Origin of the sequence: Sporosarcina luteola, from assembly GCF_023715245.1 — a bacterium.
Taxonomy (GTDB): Bacteria; Bacillota; Bacilli; order Bacillales_A; family Planococcaceae; genus Sporosarcina; species Sporosarcina luteola_C.
This window is the reverse complement of the sequence record NZ_JAMBNV010000001.1, coordinates 121404-147758: the sequence shown is the minus strand read 5'-3', so window position 1 is coordinate 147758 and position 26355 is coordinate 121404. Positions and strand designations below refer to the sequence as shown.

At 46.4% G+C, this 26355-nt stretch carries 25 protein-coding genes; 9 read left to right on the top strand and 16 right to left on the bottom strand.

The genetic code is table 11. The annotated features are described in order from the left end of the window. Positions 1-245: 245 nt before the first annotated feature. Complete coding sequence (locus M3152_RS00770; RefSeq protein WP_251693168.1) at positions 246-482, bottom strand: glutaredoxin family protein; 237 nt, start codon at positions 480-482, stop codon at positions 246-248. Between the two features lie 95 nt (positions 483-577). Here M3152_RS00770 and M3152_RS00765 point away from each other — a divergent pair, with 95 nt between their 5' ends. Together M3152_RS00765 and M3152_RS00760 are read left to right on the top strand one after the other, a co-directional pair. Further along, positions 578-1312, top strand: coding sequence for an MBL fold metallo-hydrolase (locus M3152_RS00765; protein ID WP_251693166.1), 735 nt, complete (start codon positions 578-580; stop codon positions 1310-1312). Positions 1313-1491: 179 nt separating this feature from the next. Continuing rightward, positions 1492-2508 carry an AI-2E family transporter gene (locus M3152_RS00760; protein WP_251693164.1) on the top strand — a complete coding sequence of 339 codons (1017 nt, stop codon included), beginning with the start codon at positions 1492-1494 and terminating at the stop codon, positions 2506-2508. A gap of 147 nt (positions 2509-2655) precedes the next feature. Here M3152_RS00760 and M3152_RS00755 read toward each other — a convergent pair whose 3' ends face one another. The 11 genes from M3152_RS00755 to M3152_RS00705 all read right to left on the bottom strand — a co-directional run bounded on the left by M3152_RS00755 (position 2656) and on the right by M3152_RS00705 (position 14897). Continuing rightward, complete coding sequence (locus tag M3152_RS00755) at positions 2656-3504, bottom strand: PepSY domain-containing protein (protein ID WP_251693162.1); 849 nt, start codon at positions 3502-3504, stop codon at positions 2656-2658. Positions 3505-3600: 96 nt separating this feature from the next. After that, a complete protein-coding gene (locus tag M3152_RS00750) occupies positions 3601-4317 on the bottom strand; it encodes a PepSY domain-containing protein (protein WP_251693160.1) in 717 nt (238 codons plus the stop codon). Between the two features lie 39 nt (positions 4318-4356). After that, on the bottom strand, positions 4357-5721 hold the full coding sequence (locus M3152_RS00745) for a sensor histidine kinase (protein WP_251693158.1): 1365 nt from the start codon (positions 5719-5721) through the stop codon (positions 4357-4359). Next, positions 5711-6412: a response regulator transcription factor gene (locus tag M3152_RS00740; RefSeq protein ID WP_251693156.1), complete on the bottom strand. Its 702-nt coding sequence runs from the start codon at positions 6410-6412 to the stop codon at positions 5711-5713. The genes M3152_RS00745 and M3152_RS00740 overlap by 11 nt, the downstream gene beginning before the upstream one ends. 86 nt (positions 6413-6498) lie before the next feature. Further along, the gene (locus M3152_RS00735) at positions 6499-7326 is read right to left on the bottom strand and encodes an undecaprenyl-diphosphate phosphatase (RefSeq protein ID WP_251693153.1); all 828 of its coding nucleotides are present in this window, start codon (positions 7324-7326) and stop codon (positions 6499-6501) included. Between the two features lie 3 nt (positions 7327-7329). Beyond that, positions 7330-7941 (bottom strand): DedA family protein, encoded by a 612-nt coding sequence (locus tag M3152_RS00730; RefSeq protein ID WP_251693151.1) that lies wholly within the window; start codon positions 7939-7941, stop codon positions 7330-7332. 322 nt (positions 7942-8263) lie between these two features. Further along, positions 8264-9547: a DUF4139 domain-containing protein gene (locus M3152_RS00725; RefSeq protein ID WP_251693149.1), complete on the bottom strand. Its 1284-nt coding sequence runs from the start codon at positions 9545-9547 to the stop codon at positions 8264-8266. A 514-nt stretch (positions 9548-10061) separates the two neighbouring features. Beyond that, a complete protein-coding gene (locus M3152_RS00720; RefSeq protein ID WP_251693147.1) occupies positions 10062-11684 on the bottom strand; it encodes a long-chain fatty acid--CoA ligase in 1623 nt (540 codons plus the stop codon). 108 nt (positions 11685-11792) lie between these two features. Further along, positions 11793-12941, bottom strand: coding sequence for an acyl-CoA dehydrogenase family protein (locus M3152_RS00715; protein ID WP_251693146.1), 1149 nt, complete (start codon positions 12939-12941; stop codon positions 11793-11795). 12 nt (positions 12942-12953) lie between these two features. After that, a complete protein-coding gene (locus tag M3152_RS00710) occupies positions 12954-13724 on the bottom strand; it encodes an SDR family NAD(P)-dependent oxidoreductase (protein WP_251693144.1) in 771 nt (256 codons plus the stop codon). A 24-nt stretch (positions 13725-13748) separates the two neighbouring features. Continuing rightward, positions 13749-14897 (bottom strand): thiolase family protein, encoded by a 1149-nt coding sequence (locus M3152_RS00705; protein ID WP_251693142.1) that lies wholly within the window; start codon positions 14895-14897, stop codon positions 13749-13751. 200 nt (positions 14898-15097) lie between these two features. Between M3152_RS00705 and M3152_RS00700 the strand changes: the two genes are divergently transcribed. The 5 genes from M3152_RS00700 (at position 15098) to M3152_RS00680 (ending at position 18624) form a co-directional block, all read left to right on the top strand. Beyond that, complete coding sequence (locus tag M3152_RS00700; protein WP_251693140.1) at positions 15098-15451, top strand: ABC transporter permease; 354 nt, start codon at positions 15098-15100, stop codon at positions 15449-15451. 13 nt (positions 15452-15464) lie between these two features. After that, positions 15465-16103: a PspA/IM30 family protein gene (locus M3152_RS00695; protein WP_251693138.1), complete on the top strand. Its 639-nt coding sequence runs from the start codon at positions 15465-15467 to the stop codon at positions 16101-16103. Between the two features lie 169 nt (positions 16104-16272). Further along, positions 16273-16974: a cell wall-active antibiotics response protein LiaF gene (gene liaF, locus M3152_RS00690; protein ID WP_251693136.1), complete on the top strand. Its 702-nt coding sequence runs from the start codon at positions 16273-16275 to the stop codon at positions 16972-16974. Further along, positions 16971-18017 carry a sensor histidine kinase gene (locus M3152_RS00685; protein ID WP_251693134.1) on the top strand — a complete coding sequence of 349 codons (1047 nt, stop codon included), beginning with the start codon at positions 16971-16973 and terminating at the stop codon, positions 18015-18017. Before liaF ends, M3152_RS00685 begins: the two co-directional genes overlap by 4 nt. Continuing rightward, on the top strand, positions 17992-18624 hold the full coding sequence (locus tag M3152_RS00680; protein ID WP_251693131.1) for a response regulator transcription factor: 633 nt from the start codon (positions 17992-17994) through the stop codon (positions 18622-18624). The genes M3152_RS00685 and M3152_RS00680 overlap by 26 nt, the downstream gene beginning before the upstream one ends. Positions 18625-18674: 50 nt before the next feature. Here M3152_RS00680 and M3152_RS00675 read toward each other — a convergent pair whose 3' ends face one another. After that, positions 18675-20483 (bottom strand): mechanosensitive ion channel, encoded by a 1809-nt coding sequence (locus M3152_RS00675; RefSeq protein ID WP_251693129.1) that lies wholly within the window; start codon positions 20481-20483, stop codon positions 18675-18677. A 322-nt stretch (positions 20484-20805) separates the two neighbouring features. Then, positions 20806-23892, bottom strand: coding sequence for an efflux RND transporter permease subunit (locus M3152_RS00670; RefSeq protein WP_251693126.1), 3087 nt, complete (start codon positions 23890-23892; stop codon positions 20806-20808). 99 nt (positions 23893-23991) lie between these two features. On the opposite strand from M3152_RS00670, the gene M3152_RS00665 reads away from it, so the two are divergent. Both M3152_RS00665 and M3152_RS00660 read left to right on the top strand, forming a co-directional pair. After that, entirely contained in the window at positions 23992-24831 is an 840-nt protein-coding gene (locus tag M3152_RS00665) for a TetR/AcrR family transcriptional regulator (protein WP_251693124.1), read from the top strand. A gap of 53 nt (positions 24832-24884) precedes the next feature. Beyond that, positions 24885-25322, top strand: a complete 438-nt coding sequence (locus tag M3152_RS00660) for a hypothetical protein (RefSeq protein WP_251693122.1) — start codon at positions 24885-24887, stop codon at positions 25320-25322. Between the two features lie 56 nt (positions 25323-25378). Here M3152_RS00660 and M3152_RS00655 read toward each other — a convergent pair whose 3' ends face one another. Further along, positions 25379-25843, bottom strand: a complete 465-nt coding sequence (locus M3152_RS00655; protein WP_251693120.1) for a DinB family protein — start codon at positions 25841-25843, stop codon at positions 25379-25381. Positions 25844-25923: 80 nt separating this feature from the next. Next, positions 25924-26259, bottom strand: coding sequence for a hypothetical protein (locus tag M3152_RS00650; protein WP_251693118.1), 336 nt, complete (start codon positions 26257-26259; stop codon positions 25924-25926). Between the last annotated feature and the right edge of the window lie 96 nt (positions 26260-26355).

Below are 26355 nucleotides of genomic sequence, written 5' to 3'. Positions count from 1 at the left end.
TAAAAAAGCGTGAGTAATCTCATACTAATAAGGAACAGAGCACCTTTAGGTGGGTCTTTGTATTCTTTTTTTCAATTGTCCGCCTAAATATCTCGAACTAAGACTATTGGGAATCTACTCGTCGAATTTTCATTTAATTAATTTAGTAAGACTTTTATACCTCAATCATTCAAAAAAACCCTCATTGACTTTTTTTCAGTCAATGAGGGCAGATTTAGTTCAATAGTTCCATGTTCACAAGAAGCTTATCCTTTCAATGCTGCCTGCACAGCCGCCGTGTCAAAGCCTAAAATCCACTTTCCGTTCAATTCGGTTTGCGGAACTCCCATTTGTCCTGTCGTTTCCACGAGCTTCCGACCTGCTGCTTCGTCCTCTTGCACGTTCACTTCCCGGTATGGGATATTTTGTTCATCCAAATAATTTTTCATCATTGTGCAGTATGGGCATGTGTTCGTAGTGTACACTGTAGCTGTAGCTGTCATTTTTTTCTCTCCTTTAGTAATTAGATTATACATTTATAATATACCCCGCAAGGTATAATAGCAAACATATAGAATTAAATGGAGGTAAGGTATATATGATAGTAATACCGATCGGGATTTGGGGTGGCTATCCGAAAGCGAATGGAGCCACGTCTTCATTTTTAATTGAGCATGACGGGTTTCATTGCCTCGTCGACTGCGGAAGCGGTGTGCTCTCTTCCCTGCAAAACTATGTGCCCCTCGAAAAGTTGGATGCCGTTGTGATCAGCCATTATCATGCAGATCACATCGCAGACATCGGCAGCCTACAATATAGCCGACTCATCAATTATTATCTAGGAAACCCGTCGCCGGCATTGCCAATTTATGGCCATGATCGGGACGAGGAGAATTTTGTAAAGCTGTCGTATAAAGAGCAGACGATCGGCGTAGCTATTCAGGAAACGGATATTGTCCATATCGGACCTTTTGAAGTGACTTTCTGCGAAACGGTTCACCCCGTCTATTGTTTGGCAATTAAATTCACGGTGGACGGCCGTTCTGTCACGTTGACTGCAGATACGGAATGGCATGACAAGCTTGTGGAATTTGCCCGCGGGACGGATCTCTTAATTAGCGAAGCGAATTTGTACGAGGAGCATCTCGGCAAAGCACCCGGGCATATGGCGGGCAGCGAGGCGGGGAAACTTGCGAAATTGGCTGGCGCAAAACGGTTAGTGCTGACGCATCTGCCTTTGCACGGCGATCTGACTGAAATCTTGGATGCGGCAAAGGAAGTTTTTGAGGGCGAGGCTGAATTGGCTGTCGTCGGAAAGGCGTATGAAATTTGATTGCTATTTTCCGCCGGTTTTGGAGTAGATATGAAAAATTGCTAGCACCCGTATGAAAGCAATGCTTTATGCAATAAACTAGAAGACTCCCTACTTGTAATCTTTTTGTGCCAAGTGGATACTTGTAGTAGAAGTATAGTAATTTACATAATAATTGGATAGGTGAGGTACTCGTTTATATGGATTCGATAGCAAATTTATTCCAGAAAAAAGGAGTTAAACGGTTTATTATTTTTGCTTTGATCATCATTATTCTATTTAGTGTTAGAAGCATGATGAACTTGATTTTGTTAACCTTTATATTTTCATTTTTAATGAACCGTCTGGTCGGTTTTACAACCAAATATGCCCGGTTGAATCATAAATTGATTGTCATACTCCTCTACACAGTGATTGTCGGTTTGCTGACTGTCAGCCTCGTCAAGTATTTGCCGATTATCACACTTGAAATCAGCCAGCTAATTAAGCAGATAACAAATTTCTCCACGCAGTCACCTGACAATCCTTTGCTCGGTTTTCTTGAGTCTGTTATTTCCAGCGAACAAATTAAGAGTTATGTAGAAAACGGTTTTTCCTTTTTGCTTAAATCGTTTACTGATATTAGTAAAACAAGTATCCAAGTGCTTCTTGCAATCATTTTGAGTTTGTTTTTCCTTCTTGAAAAACCTCGGCTGATCGAGTTCACGGGTAAGTTTAAAAACAGCAAGATTGCCCCTTTTTATTATGAAATCGAATTTTTCGGGAAGAAATTCTCACGTACCTTCGGAAAAGTGATCGAAGCGCAGTTCATCATTGCCCTCGTCAACACGTTTTTGTCCGTCATCGTCTTGATGATTCTCGGATTCCCCCAAATTATCGGATTGGCTATCATGATTTTTTTCTTAGGGCTCATTCCTGTCGCGGGCGTTATCATTTCACTGGTACCTCTGACGATTATCGGTTTTACGATTGGCGGTATTCTAACGGTCGTCTATTTGCTTATCGCAATCATGGTCATTCATGCCATCGAGGCGTATATTTTAAATCCGAAGTTGATGTCTTCGAAAACGGATTTACCTGTGTTTTATACATTTATCGTCCTCATCTTTTCACAGAATTTCTTTGGTGTCTGGGGGTTGATCATCGGGATTCCAGTGTTTGTCTTCCTGCTGGATATACTCGACGTGACAGACAAAGAACCGGAACAGCTACCCTAATGTAAATAGGCAAGTTCCGCTGTTCGAAATTTACATTGATGGACATGATCACAGGTTCTACAAGCACCAAAAAGCCGGTAGTATGGCAGCTACCGGCTTGTTTTTATGTTTTTATGTTTAATGTTTTCGACAAATTTACTCAGTTATTCAGTCATCATCCCGTTCAAAGGAAAGGATGGCGCCTGTGAAGGCATCGATATCCAACTCGTACTCAATGTCGCCGTCTTCCATCTCAATTTCATAGACATTGTCATCCAGCTCGAAGTCAGTTACAACGCCGCTTGCATGTTGCTTGGCGATCGCGATTACTTGCTCTTTCGTAAGCATCGTCTTCTTGTTTGGTTTCTTGTTGTCATCCAATTTCACAGCCTGTTTTTCAGTTGTCGGTTCGACGACTTTCAATGTAGAAGCTGCAACTTTTTCAGTTTGTACCTTCACTTGATCTTGCGGCTGCACTTTCACTTCTTTTTTCGTGCTTTGGTAACGTTCTTTTTCAAATTCCAAGAACTCGCCTGTTACAGCATCCAGTTCAATTTCGTATTTGAATTCGCCGTCTCTCATTTCGATATCATATTCTTTACGACCGTCATCCTCATCCAATTCGATTTCTTTCACTATGCCGAATGCCCGCTTTTTTGCAATGGCGATCGCTTCCTCTTTCGTCAGCAGTTTATCGGATTTCACTTGCTTGTGGTTCTTATCCGCTTCTTTTTCAAATTTGATGATTTCGCCCGTTACTGCGTCAACTTCTAGATCGTACTCATACTTTCCATCTTTCAAGTCGACATCGAAATGATACCGGCCATCGTCTTTATCCAATTCGATTTCCGTCACGATGCCACCTTTCACTTTTTCCGTAGCAACCTGCTTCGCTTCTTGCAATGAAATCATTTTCTCTGCCTGCTTCGCAACACTTGGAACCGAGTCCTCCGCTAACGCAACACCACCGATAGCTAATACTCCTGCCACTGCAGGAATCAACATCCATTTTTTCATGTTTGTTTTCCTCCTTTATGTTCTACCTTCATACTACCTCGTGAAGATGAGAGGACATTGAGAGGAATATTAGAGTTTGATGAGAGAATCAATTGCTTAATCATCCCAAGTGACAGTCAATACTTTGCCTGAAATCGCATGGATTTGATACGTGACTTCATCCATGTCATCCTCTGTATCGATATCAATTTGCACTAAATAATAGCCGCCTTCTGATGAATTAACAAATTCCACATCATCAACTTCGCCAATCGTGCCGGCCGGCAATTGACCTAAGCCGATTTTCATTGCCTGCTGTTCAGAGATGAGGACTGTCTTCTGCGGTTTCTCCTGCTTAGTTGGCTTGGATTGCTCAGGTGCCTTGTTTACATTCGGCTTTGGCACTTCCGTTTTACTATCCGCCTTAGCATCCGCTTTGTCATCCACCTCTTCCTTCACATCGCTATCCCCTATATTCGATTCATTTGGTGATGTTTCAACAACTGGAGGATGCTCACCTTCGCCTGTCCCTACCACCGAATCAGTTTCAGACGACTCTTTCGTCTGGATAAGCGAAAGAACCTTGCCTGATCCTGCGTCGACTTCCACAGCGTATTCTGCTCCTAGTCTCGATACTTTCGCTTTATATACAGATCCATCCAACATAAGATCTTTGACTTCTCCATCATAGATCATCGCCAATTGGGAACGGATTTCCTGTTCCGGCAAAGCTTCAGCCTTCGTCAGCTTTCCTGATGTGTACAGCTGTCCTGCTACGACAATGATGATCGTCAAGACAATCGGGATGAACCAAGGTTTTTTCCATATGTTCATGTAAAAAATCCTCCTTTCTTACATCTTACTGCCCCAACATTAAAACTCCCTGAGAACTTTTCTGTTTTTCGGAATTAAAACCCGGATGACAGTTCCCATGTCGACGACACTTTCAATTGTCAAGGTTGCACCAAGTCCGTCGGCAATCTCCTTAGCAATGGAGAGTCCCAACCCGGTGCCGCCCGTCTTACGGCTTCGGTCAGACTCCACCCTGTAAAAACGGTCAAAAATATGCGGCAAGTCTGATTGAGGAATCCCTTTACCATAATCCTTCACGGTAATTTCCACTTCGTCCTGCAGGTCATCGATGGAAGTGAAAATTTCCCCGTCGCTATATTTACGCGCGTTGTCGAGGAGAATGAACAATAACTGCTTCACAAACTTCCCATCCGTTTCAACGATTGCCGGCCCATCCGCTTCAATGATTATTTCCCTGCCGTATGCTTGCCTCAACAGTTTCACAGCAGCTTCCAGCAAAGGAGTCAAATCGACTTCCGAGAATTCGAACGCTTGGGAACCGCTGCTTTTGGCCAAGTCGAGCATCTGAGCAATCATCTCTTTCATCCTGCCTGTCTCGGAGATAATCGCATTCAGCGCCTCATCGACGACTTCCCGGTTTTCAAACCCTCGCCTTACCAACAATCGGGAGTAGCTCTCAATAACAGTCAAAGGCGTTTTTAATTCATGGGAAGCGTTCGAGACAAACTGCTCCTGCTTCATATAGTTCTGTTCCAATTGCTCCATCATCTCATTGAACGTCCGCTCCATTTGCGCAAGCTCATCATTTCCATTCACAACGCCGGTCATCTTTTCATATGTACCCGATTGCCGGCTCCTGTTCATCGCAATTATGAGATTCTCTATAGGCTGGGTGACAATTCTGCCGAGCGTCATACTGGAGAGGGTGATCGGAATCATCGCAAATGTTGTGACACCAATCAGGACATACTTCAGGACTCGCATATTTTCCTCGACATCTGTCAGCAATTGCGTCATCTTCATTGTGACGACTTCACCTGTCGGCCATACAATCGGCATCGAGATGGATAATGCTTCAGTACCCTCAAATTGGTCGATTGTAAATGAATTGCCCGGATTCACATGGCCATCGACCTTCCCGAGTCCAGCTAAAGATTGAACATTGATGAGCGGTTTGTTGTTATTGTCAATGATAGAGATTGCGCCATTCGCTGGTATGAATGCCCGCAACACCATGCCAGCATCCGTTTCCGTCTCCAATTTGCTCAACTCCGCGGTAAGCTCTTTCGCCCGGCCGAGCAGCTGTTCATATTCCGTATTATGCGACATCCTTTCGAAAAGAAAATAGATGAGGATTGTCGCCAGCATGAGAAGAATGAACATTAACAAGGTCGAAAAGACATGAATCTTCTGCTTAAGTTTCATGGACTGGTTCCTTCAATGCATACCCGACGCCACGGACCGTTTGAATAAGGGAAGGTTCATTCCGTTGTTCGATTTTCTTCCGGACATATCGGATATAGACGTCCACTACGTTCGTATCTCCGTAATAGTCAAAGCCCCACACCGCATCAAGCAGCTGTTCCCGTGATAGCACTTGATTCGGATGCCGTATCAAATGAAGCAATAAATCATATTCCCTCGGCGTTAAATCGATGGATTCACCGTTCCGCTTCACTTCACGGGACTGCTCATGGATTGATAATCCGGCGAACTCATGAAGGAATTCATCTTTCCCGACAACCTTCTTTTGGGAAGTACGAATCGCCGACCGGATGCGAGCAAGTAATTCATCAATTTCAAAAGGCTTCGTGACATAATCATTCGCTCCCAAGTCGAGTCCCGTCACTTTATCTTCCACATCGCTTTTCGCTGTCAATAAAATAACGGGCGTGCCATCTTCCGCCGCTCGGATCCTCCGCAGCACGTCCAATCCATTCATGCCAGGCAACATGAGATCCAACAACACTAGATCCCACTCTTGCTCTCTGAACTTGATAAGGCCGTCCGTCCCCGTATGCGCGACGCCAACCGAATATCCTTCAAACTCAAGCTCCAATTGAAGAACACGCGCAATTGCTTCTTCATCTTCAATAATCAATACTTGCTCACTCAAGTTCTTCACCGCCGTTTTTTCTTTAGTGTAGCAGAAGACTGTTTTGGAGAATAAAAAAACGACCCGTGGAAGAGTCGTAAACGTTCTTATAAAAATACGATTGCTGCTAAGACGATTGCTAGGAAAATTCTATAGATTGCAAACGGTACAAGTTTGATTTTCGAAACAAGCTTTAGGAAGAAGCGAATCGAAATGAGTGCGAAGACAAATGCGCTTATAAACCCGACGATATAAAACGATAGGTAATCCATCGACATATCTTCCCAGTTTTTCAGAACCGAGACAAGGCTCGCACCCGCCATGATTGGCACCGCCATAATGAACGTGAAGTCCGCTGCGGTCCTGTGGTTCATTCCAAACAAAACCCCGCCCGAGATCGTTGCGCCTGAACGTGAAAATCCTGGCCATAACGATAAACATTGAACAAGCCCCACAGTGAATGCCTGACGATATGTAATCTGGTCTAACGTTTGGACTTTCGGTCTTTTTGGTCCGAATTTGTCTGCCGCAATCATGAGAATGGCTCCCGCGACAAGTGCGACAATAACAGTTTCTGTTCTGAATAAATAATCATCGATCAAGTCTTTAAATGCAAATCCAAGAACGACTGCTGGCAGCATGCCGACGATGACATGCATCAGATTGAAACGGCTTGTCATCTTCTTTCCATCAATCTTATACAGACCTACCAAGCTGAGCAACCTTTTCCAGAATACGACGACAACCGCTAAAATCGATCCGAGTTGGATAACGATTTTAAAGGTGTTGGCGGGATATTTTCCAAGGAACTCTTCCGTCTTCAACCACATATCGTCAACAATAATGAGATGGCCTGTCGAGGAGACCGGTGCAAATTCCGTCATCCCTTCCACAAAACCGAGGATCAACGCCTTTACTAATTCAAATAAATCCATCCACTAAGCCCTCTTTCTGCGGAACCGGATGTATCCAATACAAACCGCAATTCCGCCAATTGCTAATATCACATATACAATGTTTGAATAGAAGTCCATATAATGGACAATCGATTCCCAGTTTTCACCGACCTTAAAACCTATTGTAACAAGAATGGTGTTCCAAATGAAGCTCCCGAGAGTTGTCAATAATAGAAACAGCGGAAAATTCATATGCGACATCCCTGCAGGCACCGAAATCAGACTACGGACGAGCGGGACGAGTCGGCAAAAGAATACTGTCCAAGGACCGTATTTATCAAACCAAGCATCAGCTCTCCTCAAATCTTTCTTCGATAGGCGCAGCCAGCGTCCCCGCCGCTCCACAAATTTCTCAAGTCGCTCCACATCAATAAGCAAGCCGATGCTGTATAGAACCATCGCGCCCACGACCGAGCCAATTGTAGCGGCGATAATTACGCCTGTTTTCGTCATGGCTGTAAAACCCGTTGCGAAACCACTGAAGGTCAAAATGATTTCAGACGGAATCGGAGGAAATATATTCTCTATGAACAGTAGAAAGAACACTCCAAAATAGCCGTTCTCCCCTATGAATTCCGTTATCCAATTTTCCATGGCACTCTCCCTGATTGTAAAAATTCATACATATGTCAATTGTATCTGACGCTGACATCCACTTATAGGTTCCAACCTGTCCTGATGGATTGTACGTTAGAAAAATGCAGAGTATGAATGTGAATGTAGTGGATAAGTTCGTAAAAATCGACTTATGCACCGAAAATTGTGGGTAAGGTTGTTTATATGTTTATAATTTCTGAAATAATGGTGTTTTTGAATGAATATTATCCACATGTGAATAAAAAAACACCCGAATGCTAGTCTTATCCCCAGCTCCGGGTGCTTTTCCACATATAAGCATAGCACGAATTGCTATTCGTTAGAAACCAATTGTTCTTCTCGCGGATCGGTCGTGTCGGATTGTGAACTTCACTTTCTCCTCGACATTCACAGGAACATGGACAGGCAGCAGAATCTTATCTCGTTTCTTCTGCCATTCATGCGTCGATTCATCCACAGTCCATAAGTGGCCGGGTACCGGTTGGCGGATGACAGCTTCGACCGGAGTGCTTTTCGTATTGCAAATGCTGTATTCGTATTCGGTATACTCGTATCCGCCTTCTTTGTATTTGCCCGTTTTTTTCGCTTTCACTTCGATGTCGCAAGCTTCTCCCGATTTCAAACGGACTTTTTCATTCACTTCCGTATGCTTAATTGCGTATTCACCGATGAATTCCGCACTGCCATCATCCGGGTTCGTCCGGTACATCTTAAAAACGCCCGCCGGCAACGGAATGCCGAGACCGTTCTCCGCCGTATTATCGAATTCGATGAAGATATCAGGATTCGAAGTCTGTTCATTGATTTCATAAATAATACGCGCTTTTGAATTGGAGGATGACAGAAGCCGCAGCTGTTTCTGTTGACGGTCTTCCAAGTCGATTGCCTTCGGGAATGTGTACGTATGGAAATCGGAAAACGCTTCTGTCTTCTTCTTTTCTCGCCTCGATAGCTCAGCGCTCTTCTCTTCGTTTTCATTGCCCGCTTTGTTTAGTGTCCCGGAAATTAGGCGAAGTTTCGCATCTCTGAAAGAGACGCCGGAATAATTCTTCATCGCCAGCCAACCCGACATGTCAAAACGATCGCCATGCATGGATATGACATAATCCGCTTCCCATGTAACACCACCCGTCAAATACGATACACAAACTTCATTGCTTCGCTGCTCGGCTACTTTCCAGACGAGTGTCGGCTCCACATGATTCCCGCCTTCAATTTCCGGGAATCTCAGCTCGCCTTTCGGGTTGATGATCATTTCCTTCGTTTCAACGTCTTGCATAACAACCGGCCCATTCCCGCGCAGCAGCGTGTACGCCCGATCTTGTTTGGTGTACGGATCTTTGATAATTAATTGACGACCGAGATATTTTTCAAAAATCCTCAACTCATCCATCAGGTCATATTCATACACAAGCTCCGATACATCCACCCCTTCAACGATGATGGAATCGGGCTTCAGCTTCCTTGCCACCCCGACAAAATGGACCTCGTCATTTTCCGCGAACTGCGGAATGGAACGTGTATCTTTCACCAGCGCAAAACCATCATTGTAAACAGTAAGGGAACAAGCTGTCGTCTCGGATTTCGGAATTCTGTTCAGCATATTAAAACCTCCTATGTGATTGAACATTCCTCTGGGCGTTCCATAATTATGCTCCCTATACGCTATTCCCTTTTCTGGTCGAATTAATGCGGTGGGGTGGAATAAAGTTTATCACCGATTTGCAGGGCGATATCACCGACTCGCGGACGTTTACCACCGTTGCTTGAGTGTTTACCACCGTTGCAAAGCACTTTACCACCGATTCTCCCGCATTTACCACCGATTCTCGAGACTTTACCACCGCTTCAGGGAAGTTCAGCACCGTTTGACTGCAATGCGAGTTGAAAACCGTTAGTTCAAGATTGATTTTAATAATCAAATCCTTTATCACCACTTAGAACTGAGTTATCACCGTTCGCGACCACTTTATCACCACTTAGACAGAGTTTATCACCACTCAGAAGAGGTTTATCACCGCTCAGCCATAGTTACCACCGATTCGTCATAAATATGGGGATTCCGCTAGTAAACACCATCAAAAAACCACCCGCTGTCAAAAGCGAGTGGCACCTTATTACACTTCCAACACATGCCCCTTCAATTTCTCGCGCAGGGCGGCTTTCAGGAACTTGCCGACGGATGTTTTCGGGATTTCATCCAAGAACACGACGTCGTCCGGAACCCATAACTTCGCGAATTGGCCTTCCAAGTAGTTGAGCAGTTCGGCTTTCAGCGCATCATCGGCAGTTTTCCCCTCTTTCAAGACGACGCAGGCAAGCGGGCGTTCCACCCATTTTTCGTGCGGAACAGCGATGACGGCCGCCTCGAACACCGCTTCGTGTGTCATCAACGCATTTTCGAGGTCAACGGATGAAATCCATTCCCCACCGCTTTTAATCAGATCCTTTGTCCGATCCATCAGTTTCAAGTAACCGATATCCGTCATGACGGCGATGTCGCCCGTATAGAGCCAACCGTCCTTAAACGCTTCCTCTGTCCGGTCGTCTTTGTAATATTCGCTCGCAATCCAAGGACCGCGAATCGCAAGTTCACCCATCGTCTTGCCATCCCACGGCACCTCGCCGTCTTCATTCACAATCTTCACTTCAAGTCCTGGCATGATCAACCCTTGCAGCGCCCGGATATCGATCCGTTCGTCCATCGGCAAGTCCTCCATGCCGGACGTATAAACCGATAAGCTGACGAGCGGGGATGTTTCTGTCATCCCATATCCGACGTAGAACGGTACGCCGAGCCCCTCTTCGAACGCACGAATCAATCCCTTCGGAGATGCGGAGCCGCCGCTTACGATTCCTCGAAGCGATGATAGCTCACGCGGATTTTGCTGTTGCTCCTTCAATACCGCCAGCCAAATCGTCGGCACCCCCGCCGTCAGTGTCACTTTTTCCTGTTCAATCAAATCAAGGATAAGTTGCGGATTGAAACCTGGTCCCGGCAGGACTTGCGTAGAACCATAGAACACAGCAGCAAACGGCATGCCCCATGCATTTACATGGAACATTGGAACAATCGGCATGATGACATCTCCTTCACGCAGTCCCATCGCATCCGCCAATCCGAGCGCGAAACTATGAAGAACAATGCCTCGATGCGTGTAGACGACCCCTTTCGGATTGCCTGTCGTTGCAGATGTATAGCACATTCCGGCAGGCGTGTTTTCATCCAGGTCTTCCGGATAGTCATACTGATCTGATGCCTCTGCCAGCAATGCCTCATAGGAATGGACATTTGCAAGCGTCGTTTCCGGCACATCAGTGCTGTCGCCCATGATTACGTAATGCTTTACCGTCTTCAAGAACGGTGCCAGCTTTTCAAGATGCGGGAAGAGGTTATCATCCACTAGTAAAATCTCATCTTCTGCATGATTGATGACATACGCGATATGCTCCGGTGCCAAGCGGATATTCACCATATGAAGGATAGCGCCCGTACTTGGCACGCCGAAATACGCTTCAAGATGTCGGTGATGATTCCAGCCGAAAGTCCCCACTTTCGTCCCGTGCTTCATCCCGAGCTTCGTCAACGCGTTCGACAGCTTCCTCGTCCGCTTCGCCCATTCCCGATACGGAATGCGATGTATCATGTCTGGCCCTGTGCGCGAGATTATCAGTTTGTTCGGAAAAAACTGCTCGGCCCTTTTTATGAACGATGATAGTAGTAATGGTGTTTGCATCATTTGAATCGCTCCCCTTTTGCGCTTTTATAGTGTGAAACATGTACAACCATCCCAAGTAATCACTTGCGCCTCCACAATCCTATGCGGACAAGCTTCCTGCTATTCTATTCACAACCCCATATTCTTCGCGATGATCATCTTCATGACTTCATTCGTCCCGGCGTAAATCGATGCAACCGGAATATCACGGTACCTTCGTGCAATCTTGTACTCCTCCATATAGCCGTATCCTCCATGCAGCTGCATGCATTCCGCGGAGATTTCACGTGCCGTTTCGGTGATCCAATATTTCGCCATGGACACTTTCGTCACGACGTCCTTACCGGCCAAATGATCTTCAATGAGCGATTCAAGAAACGCTTTGCCGAGCTCCACCTTCGTCGCGATTTCCGCAAGCTTGAACTGCGTGTTTTGGAATGAACCGATGGGCTTGCCAAACGCCTCCCGTGATTTCACATAATCAAGCGTCATTTCGAGCATATCCTCTGAAGCTGTTTGTGCGGACAATGCGACGAGCAACCTTTCCTGCTGGAGCTTTTCCATTAGACAGCTGAAACCCTTTCCTTCGCCGCCGATCAAGTTGCCAACAGGCACCCGGCAATCCTCGAAGTACAGTTCAGCGGTATCTTGCGAATGCATGCCGACTTTATCGAGCTTCCGGCCTTTCGTAAATCCAAGTGTGCCTTCCTCAATCATGAGCAAGCTGATTCCCCTATGCTTCGGTTCCGCCTGCGGATTCGTCTTCACGACGACAAGGAACAGATTGCCATTCACACCGTTTGTAATGAATGTCTTTTGTCCATTCACGACATAATGATCGCCGTCCTTTATGGCAGTCGTCCGGATGTTGGCGAGGTCCGAACCGGTTCCAGGCTCCGTCATCGCAACGCCTGTAATGAAATCGGCGGTGATGCATCCCGGCAGCCAACGCTTCTTCTGCTCGTCCGTCCCATATGATTCGATGTACGGAACGACGATGTCATTATGCAGGCCGACCCCCGTTAAGCCTGCTCCGACCCGTTCCATCTCTTCCCCGATGATGACCCCATAGCTGAAGTCGAGCCCGAGACCGCCATACTGCTCTTCCACTTGCGGACAAAGGAACCCCATTTCCCCAAGCTTCCGCCAAAAACTGACGGGAATGAGCCGGTCTTTTTCCCATTGTTCGTAGTGGGGCACCGCTTCCTTCGCTAGGAATTTTCGTAGCGTCTCACGGAATAGGACATGTTCATCTGTTTCAAATCGATAACGCGTCATACGTAACCCCCCTCATTTCGGTTGCATCCTTATCGCTCCATCCAACCTGATCGTCCCCCCATTCAATAGCGGATTCGTGAAGATGCTTTCCACAAGCTTCGCATATTCTTCCGGACGTCCGAGCCGCTTAGGAAATAGCGTCAACTCCTCAAGCGCATTGCGCGCAGGATCCGGGAGTCCCGCGAATAGTGGCGTTTCCACGAGGCCGGGCGCGATAGTCATGACACGAATGCCGTATCCGGCGAATTCCCGGGCAATCGGCAATGTCATCCCGACGACACCGCCTTTTGAAGCACTGTATGCCGCCTGTCCGATCTGCCCTTCGAATGCCGCGATAGATGCGGTGTTCACGATTACGCCCCGCTCTCCTTCCGCATTCGGCTCATTGCCCATCATAGCGGCGGCCGCCACCCGGATGACATTGAAAGTTCCCGTCAAATTGACGCGGATCACTTGCTCAAAACGGTCGAGGATCATTGGGCCGCCTTTTGAAACGACTTTCCCAGGGGTCGCAATCCCTGCACAATTGACTACGGCATTCACTTTACCGAATGCAGACACAGCTTCAGCTACGTTCACCTCGACATTTTCAGCCTTCGCCACATCCGTTTTCAGGAATAAAACATGTTCTTTCCCTAACTCATCGACCAACATCTTGCCACGTTCTTCATTCATATCAAAAACAGCGACTTTACCACCGGCCTCCACAATCCTTCGAGTCGTCGCCTCCCCTAAACCGGATGCTCCTCCCGTGACAATCGCTATGATTTCATGCATTTCCATCTGTCTGTCCCCCTGTATGTAACGTTATAATCTTTCAATAATCGTCGCGTTTGCCATTCCCATCCCTTCGCAAATGGCGAGCAGTCCGTATCTTCCACCCGTACGCTGCAGTTCCTTCACCATCGACACGAGCAATTTCGTGCCCGTCGCTCCGAGTGGATGACCGAGTGCAATTGCGCCTCCGTTCGGGTTCAGCTTTTCTGGATCGGCACCAGTATCCTTCAACCAGGCGAGCGGTACGGGAGCGAATGCTTCATTCACTTCATAAACGTCCATATCTTCAATAGATAGTCCCGACTTCAACAAGACCTTCCGAGTCGCTTCAATTGGTCCTGTCAACATCAAAGTCGGATCCGACCCGATAACAGTACGCGCCACAATCCTCGCAAGCGGCTTCAAGCCGAGCTCCTCGGCTTTTTCCTTGGACATGAGCAGGACAGCGGATGCGCCATCACTCATTTGACTGGCGTTTCCAGCGGTGATGACGCCATTTTCATCGAACACTGTTTTGAGGCCGGCAAGCACTTCAGGTGTTGAATCTGGACGCGGGCCTTCATCCCTTGCAACGGTTTCCACTTCACCATCGACGCGATTCACAGAAACCGGCACGATTTCGTCATCGAATTTGCCTTCTTCGATGGCCCGGATCGCTTTCTGATGGCTTTCGTATGCGAAACGGTCGAGTTCTTCACGGGTCAGTCCCCATTGCGTGGCAATGCGTTCCGCGGAAAGGCCTTGGTTGATGATTTCATGTTTTTCCGTCAGCTTGGGACTCGGTTTGGCATCCCCCATATTCGAAAACATCGGCGCCCTCGTCATACTTTCGACACCGCCTGCAATGACAATATCCATATCGCCTGACGCAATCGCTTGCGAGGCGAAGTGGACTGCCTGCTGGCTCGACCCGCATTGCCGATCGATTGTGACGCCCGGAACATGGACCGGAAAGCCTGCAATCAAGGCGGCTGTCCGCGCAATATTGCCGCCTTGCTCGCCTGACTGAGTGACGCAGCCTAAAATAACGTCCTCTATATTGCTATTATCGATTCCTGCACGTGTTACCAGCTCTTCAAGGACAACAGCCGCCAGCTCGTCCGGTCGATATTCTGAAAAACCACCTTTTCGTCTTGCGACAGCGGTCCGTACCCCTTCGACAATGACTACTTCTCTCATATCGACACCTCATTCTCTGAATTAATTGATAGTTCATATAGTTACAGCTTACCTGAAAGCGCTCCCAATATCCATAGCATTTTTCGGTGTCCCTAGAACAGAATCGGTCTCAAGTCGTAGATGGAAATCCGCTTTGCGGCCGTTTGGGAGAGTCGGTACCCATTGTAAGATGTAGATACAACGAAAGGAGGAACAACAATATGAAAAAATTTGGTCTTGCGATTCTCGGCATAGTGGCGGCAATCGTTGTTCTCGCAAACTTAGGGTCGATTCTGGCACTTGCCATTTCAGGTGCGATCGCTTTTGCAGGGTTCCACTATTACAGGAAGAGTGATTCGACATTCCTGAAGCTGTTCTGGGGAATGGTGTTGCTCATCGGTTTGGTGACAGCTGTTTCAAACGTGCCGGCATTCATCGGCATCATCGCGTTGCTTGGTGTTTACTATGTGTGGCGTAAATGGAATGAGCGTACAAACGAAAATGTAATTGAAGCTGCATATTCAGACGACCCATTCGTCAACTTCGAACGGCAATGGGATGAAATTACAAAATGAGGAGGAAACTACAATGAACAGTTTATGGAACAGATTGAAATACACGGTGCAAGCTGACTTGCATTCAGCGCTTGATAAAAAGGAATCGAAAAACCCGATTGCGATGTTGAATCAATACATCAAAGAAGCGGAAAAACAGACAGAATCGGTTGGCAAGCTATTAGAGCGCCAAGGGAAGTTGAAAGTTGAGCTAGAGAAGGAGTTTGCAGAAGCGGAAGCGATGCTCGGAAAACGCCGCCGTCAATTGGAGCTTGCGCAGTCGATGGGCGAAGAGGATTTAGTCGCGTTTGCTCAAGATGAAATTTATGCTTACGAAACACGTGCAAACGAGTTGGCGGCTAGCATTACGCAGTCGGAGCAAGAATTGATTGCGCTGGAACGGAAATTTGAAGAAATGAAGCACAAAGTGAAAGATATGAAGGTCCGCCAGTTGCAATTGATGGGCAAAGAAAACGTCACACGCGCCCATCGCCGCATGGATCAATTCATCTCCCCTGAAAACGGCGATAAGCAAGTTTCAAGCGTCGAGGAAATGAATGCATATATCGAAAATCTTGGCGGCAAGATCAATCGCGAGTATGAAGCGTCTTCGATGGAGCGCAGATTGGAATTGCTTGAGAAAAATGCCGCAAACAAGACGGAAATTGTGTAATATAGAAGTGCGTAGGTTTCATTTACAGGGTTTATGATCACTTGCAACGGTTTATGATCACTCACCGGGATTTATGATCACTTACAACGATTTATGATCACTTACATTAGTTACATGGGAAGGTGTCCGCCTTCCCTTTTCTATCTGACATCAAGAAGGGGGCATTAGAATGAAACAAATGGATACGAATAAGATGACATTTTGGATAGCAGCGTTTCTTTTGCTCGTTTTCATAGAATCCGCTTTCCTGGCGAATGGCAATATCATCTTCCTCCTTCTCGGTGCCGGATTGACTTATTTCGGGTTCAAGAGACGTTCGAAGTGGATGGCCTTTTTAGGGCTGTTCTTCATTGTTATGGCGTTGTTGACCTTGTGGAGCTTACGTCTGCTGTTGCTCGCCATGTTCATTTATGTTTTATTCCACTTATGGAAAGGGATTCCTGCGGAGCAGATGATGCGTCCGTTGAAAGAGTTTCAAAAGGAGACGCCGAATGGCATTTGGAAAAACAAATGGTTTTCTGTCCAGGCGTCCCCCTTCTCTTCCTATGAGTGGGAAGACGTGCAAATCCAAGGTTTTTTCGGGGATATCCATGTTGATGTGACCGACACAGTCCTTCCGAAAGGGACGTCATTCATCGCCATCCGGCAAGGGTTCGGGCGGATCAAGATTGACCTGCCTTACGAAATCCCCGTGCGCATCCATTACAATACATTGTTTGGCGAAGCGCGGATCCTTGATATCAGTCCGAAGCGGATGATCAATGAGACGCTTCATTTTAAGGACGGCTACGACGCGGACATCGGGGACCGGGCCGAGCTGATCATCTCCCTTTCCACATGGATCGGGGATATTGAGGTGGTGCGGAAATGAAGAACTTCTTTGGTCGCAGCCTCTTTTTATCATTCATTTTCACGGGAGTTGCGGCATTGTATTTCTACACGCTCGTCGATGTTCCGTTGAATGAAAGCTGGTTGTTTTTCTATGAAATCCAATACTCGAACGTACCGCTAGGCGCCTGGATCATTTTCACTTGCATCACACTCGGTTCGATTATTGCAGGTTGGATGGGCGGCATCGGCCGTTCCAAGGTGAAGGCGATTGAACAACAGTTGACAGGGTTAATTCAACATGATGAAATTGTGAAAACCTCTAAAGCATTTTCACCGAAGATTGATAGAACGCTTGAAGACGTGTCCAATATTTTGACGACACAACGGAAAAGCTTGCAGCGGATTACGGATGAACGTGCGGAAGCCCAAGATAAATTGATACAGGAACGGATTGTACAGGAGCGGCAGAGACTCGCACGTGAGCTGCATGATTCCGTTTCCCAGCAGCTTTTTGCCGCTTCGATGCTCATGTCTGCCATAAATGAACAGGAGCATGAACAGACAATGCAAAAACCGCTTTTTCAAGCGGAGCGGATGATACAGCAGGCGCAGCTCGAAATGCGGGCATTGCTCCTTCATTTACGACCAGCGGCATTGAATAACAAATCGCTTGCGGAAGGTCTTGAGGAACTGTTAGTCGAATTAAAAGAGAAGGTTTCGTTCGATATCCGTTATCGACTTGAGGAAGTCTCTTTGTCTAAGGGAGCTGAAGACCACCTTTTCCGGATAGCGCAAGAAACGCTATCGAACACGTTGCGGCATGCGCAGGCGACGGAAGTCGATGTCCTATTCGTCGAACGCGATAGCCTCGCTATTTTCCGTGTGCAAGATAACGGGGTCGGTTTCGAGGAGTCGGACGGCAAAGGCGGATCGTATGGATTGCAAAACGTGAAGGAACGGGCGATTGAAATCGGCGGTACATGCAAAATCGTTTCAGTCCCTTCGCAAGGCACAATAGTGGAAGTGAAATTGCCGACGAAAAAGGGGGATGAACCGGATGATACGGATTCTATTGGCGGATGATCATGAAATGGTGAGGATTGGCGTGTCCGCTTATTTGCAGACGCAGCCCGATATGGAAGTCATCGACGAAGCAGTCAACGGGAAAGAAGCTGTCGAGAAGGCGCTAGCATTACGGCCGGATATTATATTAATGGATATGGTCATGCCGGAAATGAACGGCGCAGAGGCGACTGCCGAGATTATCAAACAATGGCCGGAAGCGAAAATCGTCATCGTCACCAGTTTCCTTGATGACGACAAAGTTTATCCGGCACTGGAAGCAGGGGCCATTAGCTACATATTGAAGACCTCGAATGCCAAGCGGATCGCGGAGGCCATACGCGATACGTTGAAAGGCCAAACCGTATTGGAGCCTGAAGTGACGTCGAAAATGATGCAGAAGATGCGGTCCGGCAATGGACATCGCCTTCATAATGATCTGACGGAGCGGGAGTTGGAGATTCTTCTTTTATTGGCAAAGGGGAAAACAAACCAGGAGATTGCCGATGACTTGTTTATTGCGTTGAAAACGGTGAAAACACATGTCAGCAATCTGTTATCGAAGCTTGAGGTACAGGATAGGACGCAAGCTGTGATTTATGCGTTTAAGAATGATTTGGTTGAATGAAAAACTGCCCCACCACCGGATTTCCGATGGATGGGGCAGTTTCACGTTTATTAATTACCGCGGTTCGGATCGAATGGGTACTCTTCACCTGGATCCGTCGTATTGTAGCCGTCTTTGTTTGTTTGGTTGTATCTAGAGGGATCATTCTCATCGAACGCCTCTGTCATATTCGAGTCTGCCGGGTCAGACAGTGGCAGCTCGTCAGATGGCAGGTTGCCTGTCCGCGGTTCATAATCCCGACCGGTCGGATAGCTACTGCCATTGCCGACAGGAGGAACATTATCTTCCTTCGCCGTTTGATCTACGGCCTGTTGAGCGTTAGTCGCGGATTGCTTCGCCTCCCGCTTCATCTCGCTCTTCTCCTGCTCCCATTTCTCTTTGGAAACATCTGCATTTTGCAAGCTGCTTTCCATTTTCGTCAAGTAGCGTGAAGCATGCTCACGTCCACCTAAACCGAATGCAAGTCCAAATGCCAATGCGACGCCCCCAAGGATGAGGATGAATGCCGCGTTGATGATCGCTGGGGCAATGCCGAGTTGGCTCAATGCCATGAAGAATGCAAACGCGAGAATCGCATATTTCGCTACGTAGCGCAATACGTGAGGAGCACCTGACTGCGTCGTCATAATGCTTCCGACAAATTTCTCAGCAAGGTTCGCAAGCCAGAAGCCGATTGCTAAAATGACGACAGCTGCAACGACCATCGGCAAGTATGCAAAGATGCCTGTTGCGAGCGTCACCATGAAGCGAAGGTGAAGCAGTTGAAGCGCTTCAACGACGAACAATAAGATGACAACTACTTGAACAATCGTTCCGATAATGTGAGAGAATGAGATTGTTGTCGCCCCGGCTCGCACACCCATTTTACCGGAAAGCGAGTCGATGCCTAAGTTATTTAGTAGGGAAACGACGACACGTTTAACCCATTTCGCCAAGTAGATGCCTACTAATACAAGGACAACGGCGACCGCAATCTTCGGCAGCATCGTCATAATGTCGTTCAGCATAGCAATAGCTGGTTGAGAAATCCCTTCAAGATCCAATACTTCCAAGGCAGAAATCGTTACCGGCAGCATAATGAGGACAAAAACAATTGTACCGATAATTCCTGAAATGCTTGTCCCTTTTGAAGAGGATTTCAACTTATGTGCAAACCGGTCTACACCAACCGATTCAAGCAGCTTCGTAACAATCGTACGGACGATTTTCGCGACAACCCATCCAACCGCAAAAATCAACGCCGCTCCTACAAGTTTCGGAATGAAGTTCATGAAGCTCTCCAACATTCCTTCAAATGGCCCGCTAATTCCGCTCAAGCCAAGCGCATGAAGGACAGCCGGCACGAATAGCAGCAAGACGACATAGAACGCAATGTTCGCGGCCGTTTCGACCCATTTCGACTTGTCGATTTCATCGGGGGATCCCCCTGCTTTAGCAACGTACTTGTTGAGCTTCATCTTGCCGCCTACTGCCAAAATCACTTTCTTGACAATCAACGCAAGAACCCAAGCCAGAAGCAGGATCAGCGCCGCTTTCAAGATGCTTAGAACCGCTCCGCCAATTCCGGAATACATCGTCATGAACGGCGTTGCGATCATCGATGCATTCATGATGTTAAAGAAGAGAAGGAATGCTAATAGAAGGATACCGAAGAAGAAGACTTTGCTGATGATCTTTTCCACATTCCATTTACCTTCTTTAACGTCCAGCCTCTCGTTGACTCTGGATTTCTTCAAACGTTTGTGCACTGCATTTTCCACTGCTTTCGCAATGAAAAAGCCGATTAGCAAGACGACCAACCCGAGAATCAATTCAGGCAGCCAACTAAGCATGTTGGCAAAATACATATCTCTAAACATTCCGTGTCCTCCATTCATTTAGATAGTCTATTAGTGACTATTCCTATAAACGCGGGGGACTAAACCTATTAATCTAGTATGTCTTGTCTCTTTGAGCGCGGGAACAGCTGCTTTGGGCGCGGAAGTCACCTCTATGAGCGCGAGAGCAGCGGCTTTGGGCCCGGGAGACACCTCTTTGGGCGCGAGAGCAGCGGCTTTGGGCTCGGAAGTCACCTCTTTGAGCGCGGGCCCAGCGGCTTTGAGCGCGGGCCCAATTCCGTTCGCGATTCCACAAAAAAACAGAAGAAGGAACAAGTTGCTGCTCCTTCTTCTGCTTCACCTATTAATCCTCTTCCAAATCCAAACGATTCTTCTTGAACATTTTCGACAAGATTTCGTACACGATCGGTACGACGATCAGCGTCAACAATGTGGAGCTGACTAAACCGCCGATAACTGTGATGCCGAGACCTTTCGAGATCAATCCGCCGCCTGCTCCATTTCCGATTGCCAATGGAGTGAGGGCGCCGATTGTAGCGATCGCTGTCATAAGGATTGGACGTAAACGAGTTGCACCCGCTTCCAGTATAGCTTCACGCATTTTCAATCCTGTACGTTCCATCCGGATGATTCGGTCCACGAGTACGATTGCGTTCGTAACAACGATACCGATCAACATCAACAGACCCATCATGACCGGAACGGAAATCGTTTCGCCTGCGATTAACAGACCAACAAATGATCCGATTACTGCAAACGGAAGCGAGAACAGAATCGCAAACGGTGCGACACCTTCACGGAATGTCACAACGAGGATGAAGTAGACAATCGCAATCGCCGCAAGCATTGCGATGCCGAGTTGTGTGAATGCTTCTTCCATGTCAGCCGCGACACCTGCTGTATCGAATGCGACACCTTTCGGCAAATCTAATTCGGCAATTGCCTTGTCGACTTCAGAAGTCGCTTTCGATATGTCCGCGTCTACGAGCTTACCGGAGACAGTGGCATAATATTGGCCTTTGCTCCGGGCCAGCGTATTGAAAGTCGACCCCTCTTCCACCTTCACTAACGCTGAAAGTTTAATTGTCGTCCCCATTGCCGTCGGAACTTCCTGTTCCAGCATGTCATCGATCGATTTCGGCTGTTCAGTCGCCTTCTGCTTCACGACAACTTTCAATTCATCTCGATCCTTACCGACCGTCGTGACAACTTCCTGCGTTCTTGACGGGTTAAGCATCATGATGATTTGCCCAGTCGTCAACCCATGCTGCAACAACTCATCCTGCGTTGCCTTCAATGTGTACTGAACGTACGCATCCTCAGTACTTGAAGAGACATCCTCAATGCCTTTGTTATCTCCCATGACTTTTTCAACCTGCTGGACAGCTTCTTTCAGGCTGCTTAAATTTTCACTGTAGAACGAGTAGCTAATTTCATTTGTGGACATTCCCATGGAACTGAAATCCTGGCTCTTCCATTCTCCGGATTGGCCGATGTTGAATACATAGTCTTCAACCTCTGCACGAGCTCCTTGGAAGTCTTCCATGTCCGGGTCAAAGATGAGATACATAAGCGCGCCATTCGACCCGCCGCCCATCATCGCGGTCATCGGATCGGCGCTGTCCATGATGGATAATTGAACGATGTCGATATCACCGCGTTTCAACATTTCCTTTTCGATAACTTCAACGTTCGCCAACGTTTCATCCTGAAGTTCACCCGTTGCAGGCGTGTACGTAATGTACATCACTTTTTCTTCATCGCTTCCTAAGAAACTGAAGCCGATCAGCGGCATAAGCCCTAGGCTACCCGCCAAGAGAACGACGGAGATGATCGACGTTATGACTTTATGATTCAATGACCAACTTAAAACGCCTTTATACCAGTTCGCCATTTTACCGGCTTCTTTATGCTGGCTTTCCTTCTTTTCACCATAAAGCTTTTTCCTGAATAGGAAATGGGACAATGCCGGCACGATTGTAATCGCGACGAGTAATGAAGCACCAAGCGCAAACGACATCGTCAATGCGAACGGCAAAAATAGCTCCCCTACCATGCCGCCTACAAAGATAAGCGGTGCAAATACCGCAACCGTTACGAGCGTCGAAGACATGATCGGCTTGAACATTTCAATCGTTGCTTCGCGTATCAATGCACGACCTGATAACTTCTCGGTTTTCAGGTGTAGTCGCCGGTATATATTTTCCACAACGACGATGGAGTCATCGATGACCCGGCCGATGGCGACTGTAATTGCCCCGAGCGTCATAATATTGAGCGTAATATCCATCCAATTCAGCAACAACAACGCCATAAATACTGAAACGGGAATTGAAACGATAGAGATAATCGTAGACTTGAAATCACGCAAGAAGAGTAGAATGATCAATATTGCAATCAAACCACCGAAAAGCGCCTTTTCAACCATCGTCGATACAGAGTGCTCAATCGGTTCTCCTTGGTCAAGTGATACATCGACGACTAAGCCATCAAGCGCTTTTTCTTCATCCTTCATCAACTTCTTCACGTCATTTACAACATCGACCGTATTCGCACGTTGTCCTTTAACGATTTGGATCGCAATTGCATTTTCACCGTTTGTACGTGAAACGGACTGCACCTTGCCGACTTTTTCAATCGTCGCAATATCGCCAAGCTTAACGAATGGCGATAAATTTGCCTCTGACGGCGTGACAGGAATTAGCATGCCCTTCAGCTCATCAATAGTCATGAACTTGCCGTCGACAGCAACAGCCTGCTCGCCTTCCTCAAACTCGAATAGACCGAGTGAAACTTCGATATTGCTTGCTTGGATCATTTGCTTAACGCTATCTTCTTTCAAACCAAGCTGAGCCATTTTTTCCTCGTCGTACGTAAGCTCCACTTCTTCGATATGCTGTCCCGAAATCGTCGCAGATGCAACGCCGTCGATCTTATCAATTTTTGGAAGCAAAATATCTTCGACAGTGGATGTCAGTTCAACAATATCTTCGGTTGTACTGCTCACGCTTAGCGCAACGACAGGCATCATATTCATGCTGATCGCTGTGATGACCGGTTCCTGCGCACCTTCAGGCAAGGAAAGCGAATCCATCGCGGACGCCAACTCCCGTTTCGCTTCATCCATGTCGATGCCGTAATCGTATTCCACTTGAATGCTGGACATATTAGAATACGAATTGGAGTAGACGGATTTCACATGATCCAGGTTCTCTACCGCCCTCTCGATAAGTACCGAGACTTCCTCCATAACCTGTTCCGGTGTTGCACCGGGATAGACGCCCATCACCATTAAATACGGAATCGAAATATCCGGCAGCGTCTCTGTTTTCATTTGCGTTGCCGAATAAACCCCCGACACTGTTATAATAATGGTGAGTAACCATACTGCTAATTTATTCTTAAGAACAAAATTGACTAACCCTTTCACCCTTACACCTTCCCCTACATTGACAGTTTTGACTCATTTCTTCATACTAATGACTATACGGTCAATTGTCAAGAATTAGCATAGGAGCGATTTGAACATATGACAAAAAAACAACTGATTATGGAGAAAGCTTTGGAGCTCTTTGCAAAGCAAGGATTTGAAGCGACGTCTGTCCAACAAATAACTGACCATTGCGGTATTTCCAAAGGAGCTTTCTATTTATCGTTCAAGTCGAAAGACGAGCTGATTGTCGCGTTGATCGATCACTTTATGAGACAGTTCACAGCGGACATTGACTACGTGGTCAATCATGAGCAGAATGACGCCGATTTATTATATAATTTCTATTACACGACGTTTCAATCGTTCAATAAACATTCCGATTTTGCCAAGATCCTCATGAAGGAACCGACGCAATCATTCAATGAAGAACTGTTCACAAAGCTTCATAATTACAATAAATCACTTGAAAAAATAATCCTATCTATGATCGATCGATTATATGGCGAACAAGCCAATGACTTAAAATACGATTTAGCGTTTTGTATTAAAGGCTTCATGAACACCTATTCCGAATTATTCCTGCTGTATAAATTACCGATCGACTTGGATCTGCTCGCACGATCCCTCGTTGAAAAGACGGATCTGTTAGCTAAAAACATGACACTTTCCTTCATTTCAGATGAATTGATTCAGATGATCGATCAGCCTTTGAATGAAGAGCGTACATTGGCTCAGATTGTTGAAATCGTGGAAAAGAATATTGAGGATATGGAGGATTCGATCGAAAAAGAGTCGTTGATCCTCTTGAAGCAGGAGCTGTTGGAGCCGGCGCTGCATCCGGCAATCGTGAAGGGATTATTGGAGAATATCCGCCAACATCCGCATTGCAAATGGGTAGCTTATTTACTGCGGAGGCATTTTGGAATGGTGAAATAATCGAATTTTCATGATCAACGATTAATTATTTGGGTTTGGAAGGAGGATGTTGCATGAAGAAAATATTGCTATCAATGTTAATTGTTCTTACTATTGTTGGCTGTAATGGAATACCCTCATCCAATACTTTTAACCAAGCACAAGGAAAAGTTATCGTTGATAATCAAGAGTATACAATGGTAATAGGTGAATTCGAGTGGCTAGAAAGTGACTCAGAGTTTAGAAAAATTAGTAGTTCAGATATAAATGACTTGGCAGAGGAATTCGATACATTACAAGCTGAAAAAAATAATAAATTAATAGTAGAGATCGAACAAAATCCTACTTCTATAATCGTGAACCAATGGAACGAAGATGATACAAGCACCGCAGTAGAACTTAAGGATAATGAAATAACACTTCCTTTGAAAAAAGGATATTATATTTATGAAGTTATTGTAGAATGGAATAATGGAAAAGCAACTTATTTTTTTGATGTTAATATAAAATGACAAACGCGACGTATTATAGTCGCGTTTGTCTTTATTTAAGCAATAAACTGTTGCGATTACTCTCCTATCGCCCGATTCAATCCATGGATGACACCTGCATGCAGTCCCTCGTGCCATATAGCAAATTGCATGACTGCGTCGACTGTTCCCATCGTTAACATATCGCCAATTTTAATCGGTTCAGGCAGCACTCGGTCAAGATTGCCTTCCAATGCTTGAACGACACGCGGCAACTGTTCCTCTAGAGCTACAAGCAATTCCTCTTTAGCAGGGGCTTGACCTTCCCATTTCGCAGGGCTCGTCCCTCTTTCAAAAAAGGCATTCCACTCTTTGTGTTGCGGCTCGTAGGATGGTAGGACTGTCGCGATAAAATTCTCCAACGAGCAATAAATGTGCCCGACATTCCAACGGATTGTATTATTGAAGCCGGTCGGTTGCTTGTCCCATGCATTTTCCTTCGCCTGTGATAGACGCCCCATCGTATACATTCTTGCAAACTTCAATTGTTCAATTGTTGACATTTCCAATTCCCCCTTTACGTCATCATACTATAAAAGGAAATGAAAAAGGAAAAGCGGACATCCGCTGTCGGGTGCCCACTTTACGTAAGATCTATCGGTTTGTCATTTCTCTTTTGGCTGTTCCACTTTTCTCGGGTCATACTGTTGAATTCCCGATTTTCATCCGTCTGCATTTCCAAAGGCACTTCATTTCCCATCAGTTGGAATTCATCGACAAGTGGCTTATTTTCACTATAAGCTGATGGGTCATGTATGCCTGTTCTGTCTTGTGCATTTTTACGGAATTCATGTGTCCAGTTCGAGTCGGCAGGATCCGCCAAAGGCAGTTCGTACGTGGGTCCAATCCCTTTTCCAGGATGCAGGATTTTCGGTTCCAAGTCCTTTTTGTTCGGATATTTACCATCAACAATCGTCATATGGATTCCTCCTTTTTCTCTCATCAAACAAGGAAATCCCTCGCAAGGCGAGAGGTGGTTTTCATCTATACCCGCCGCTGTTTAGTCGTAAACCTA

Excerpts from the sequence above, each read along its gene's own strand:
- M3152_RS00770 (WP_251693168.1), bottom strand. The coding sequence starts at position 482 with ATGACAGCTACAGCTACAGTGTACACTACGAACACATGCCCATACTGC.
- M3152_RS00765 (WP_251693166.1), top strand. The coding sequence starts at position 578 with ATGATAGTAATACCGATCGGGATTTGGGGTGGCTATCCGAAAGCGAAT.
- M3152_RS00760 (WP_251693164.1), top strand. The coding sequence starts at position 1,492 with ATGGATTCGATAGCAAATTTATTCCAGAAAAAAGGAGTTAAACGGTTT.
- M3152_RS00755 (WP_251693162.1), bottom strand. The coding sequence starts at position 3,504 with ATGAAAAAATGGATGTTGATTCCTGCAGTGGCAGGAGTATTAGCTATC.
- M3152_RS00750 (WP_251693160.1), bottom strand. The coding sequence starts at position 4,317 with ATGAACATATGGAAAAAACCTTGGTTCATCCCGATTGTCTTGACGATC.
- M3152_RS00745 (WP_251693158.1), bottom strand. The coding sequence starts at position 5,721 with ATGAAACTTAAGCAGAAGATTCATGTCTTTTCGACCTTGTTAATGTTC.
- M3152_RS00735 (WP_251693153.1), bottom strand. The coding sequence starts at position 7,326 with ATGGATTTATTTGAATTAGTAAAGGCGTTGATCCTCGGTTTTGTGGAA.
- M3152_RS00730 (WP_251693151.1), bottom strand. The coding sequence starts at position 7,941 with ATGGAAAATTGGATAACGGAATTCATAGGGGAGAACGGCTATTTTGGA.
- M3152_RS00725 (WP_251693149.1), bottom strand. The coding sequence starts at position 9,547 with ATGCTGAACAGAATTCCGAAATCCGAGACGACAGCTTGTTCCCTTACT.
- M3152_RS00720 (WP_251693147.1), bottom strand. The coding sequence starts at position 11,684 with ATGATGCAAACACCATTACTACTATCATCGTTCATAAAAAGGGCCGAG.
- M3152_RS00715 (WP_251693146.1), bottom strand. The coding sequence starts at position 12,941 with ATGACGCGTTATCGATTTGAAACAGATGAACATGTCCTATTCCGTGAG.
- M3152_RS00710 (WP_251693144.1), bottom strand. The coding sequence starts at position 13,724 with ATGGAAATGCATGAAATCATAGCGATTGTCACGGGAGGAGCATCCGGT.
- M3152_RS00705 (WP_251693142.1), bottom strand. The coding sequence starts at position 14,897 with ATGAGAGAAGTAGTCATTGTCGAAGGGGTACGGACCGCTGTCGCAAGA.
- M3152_RS00700 (WP_251693140.1), top strand. The coding sequence starts at position 15,098 with ATGAAAAAATTTGGTCTTGCGATTCTCGGCATAGTGGCGGCAATCGTT.
- M3152_RS00695 (WP_251693138.1), top strand. The coding sequence starts at position 15,465 with ATGAACAGTTTATGGAACAGATTGAAATACACGGTGCAAGCTGACTTG.
- liaF (WP_251693136.1), top strand. The coding sequence starts at position 16,273 with ATGAAACAAATGGATACGAATAAGATGACATTTTGGATAGCAGCGTTT.
- M3152_RS00685 (WP_251693134.1), top strand. The coding sequence starts at position 16,971 with ATGAAGAACTTCTTTGGTCGCAGCCTCTTTTTATCATTCATTTTCACG.
- M3152_RS00680 (WP_251693131.1), top strand. The coding sequence starts at position 17,992 with ATGATACGGATTCTATTGGCGGATGATCATGAAATGGTGAGGATTGGC.
- M3152_RS00675 (WP_251693129.1), bottom strand. The coding sequence starts at position 20,483 with ATGTTTAGAGATATGTATTTTGCCAACATGCTTAGTTGGCTGCCTGAA.
- M3152_RS00665 (WP_251693124.1), top strand. The coding sequence starts at position 23,992 with ATGACAAAAAAACAACTGATTATGGAGAAAGCTTTGGAGCTCTTTGCA.
- M3152_RS00660 (WP_251693122.1), top strand. The coding sequence starts at position 24,885 with ATGAAGAAAATATTGCTATCAATGTTAATTGTTCTTACTATTGTTGGC.
- M3152_RS00655 (WP_251693120.1), bottom strand. The coding sequence starts at position 25,843 with ATGTCAACAATTGAACAATTGAAGTTTGCAAGAATGTATACGATGGGG.
- M3152_RS00650 (WP_251693118.1), bottom strand. The coding sequence starts at position 26,259 with ATGACGATTGTTGATGGTAAATATCCGAACAAAAAGGACTTGGAACCG.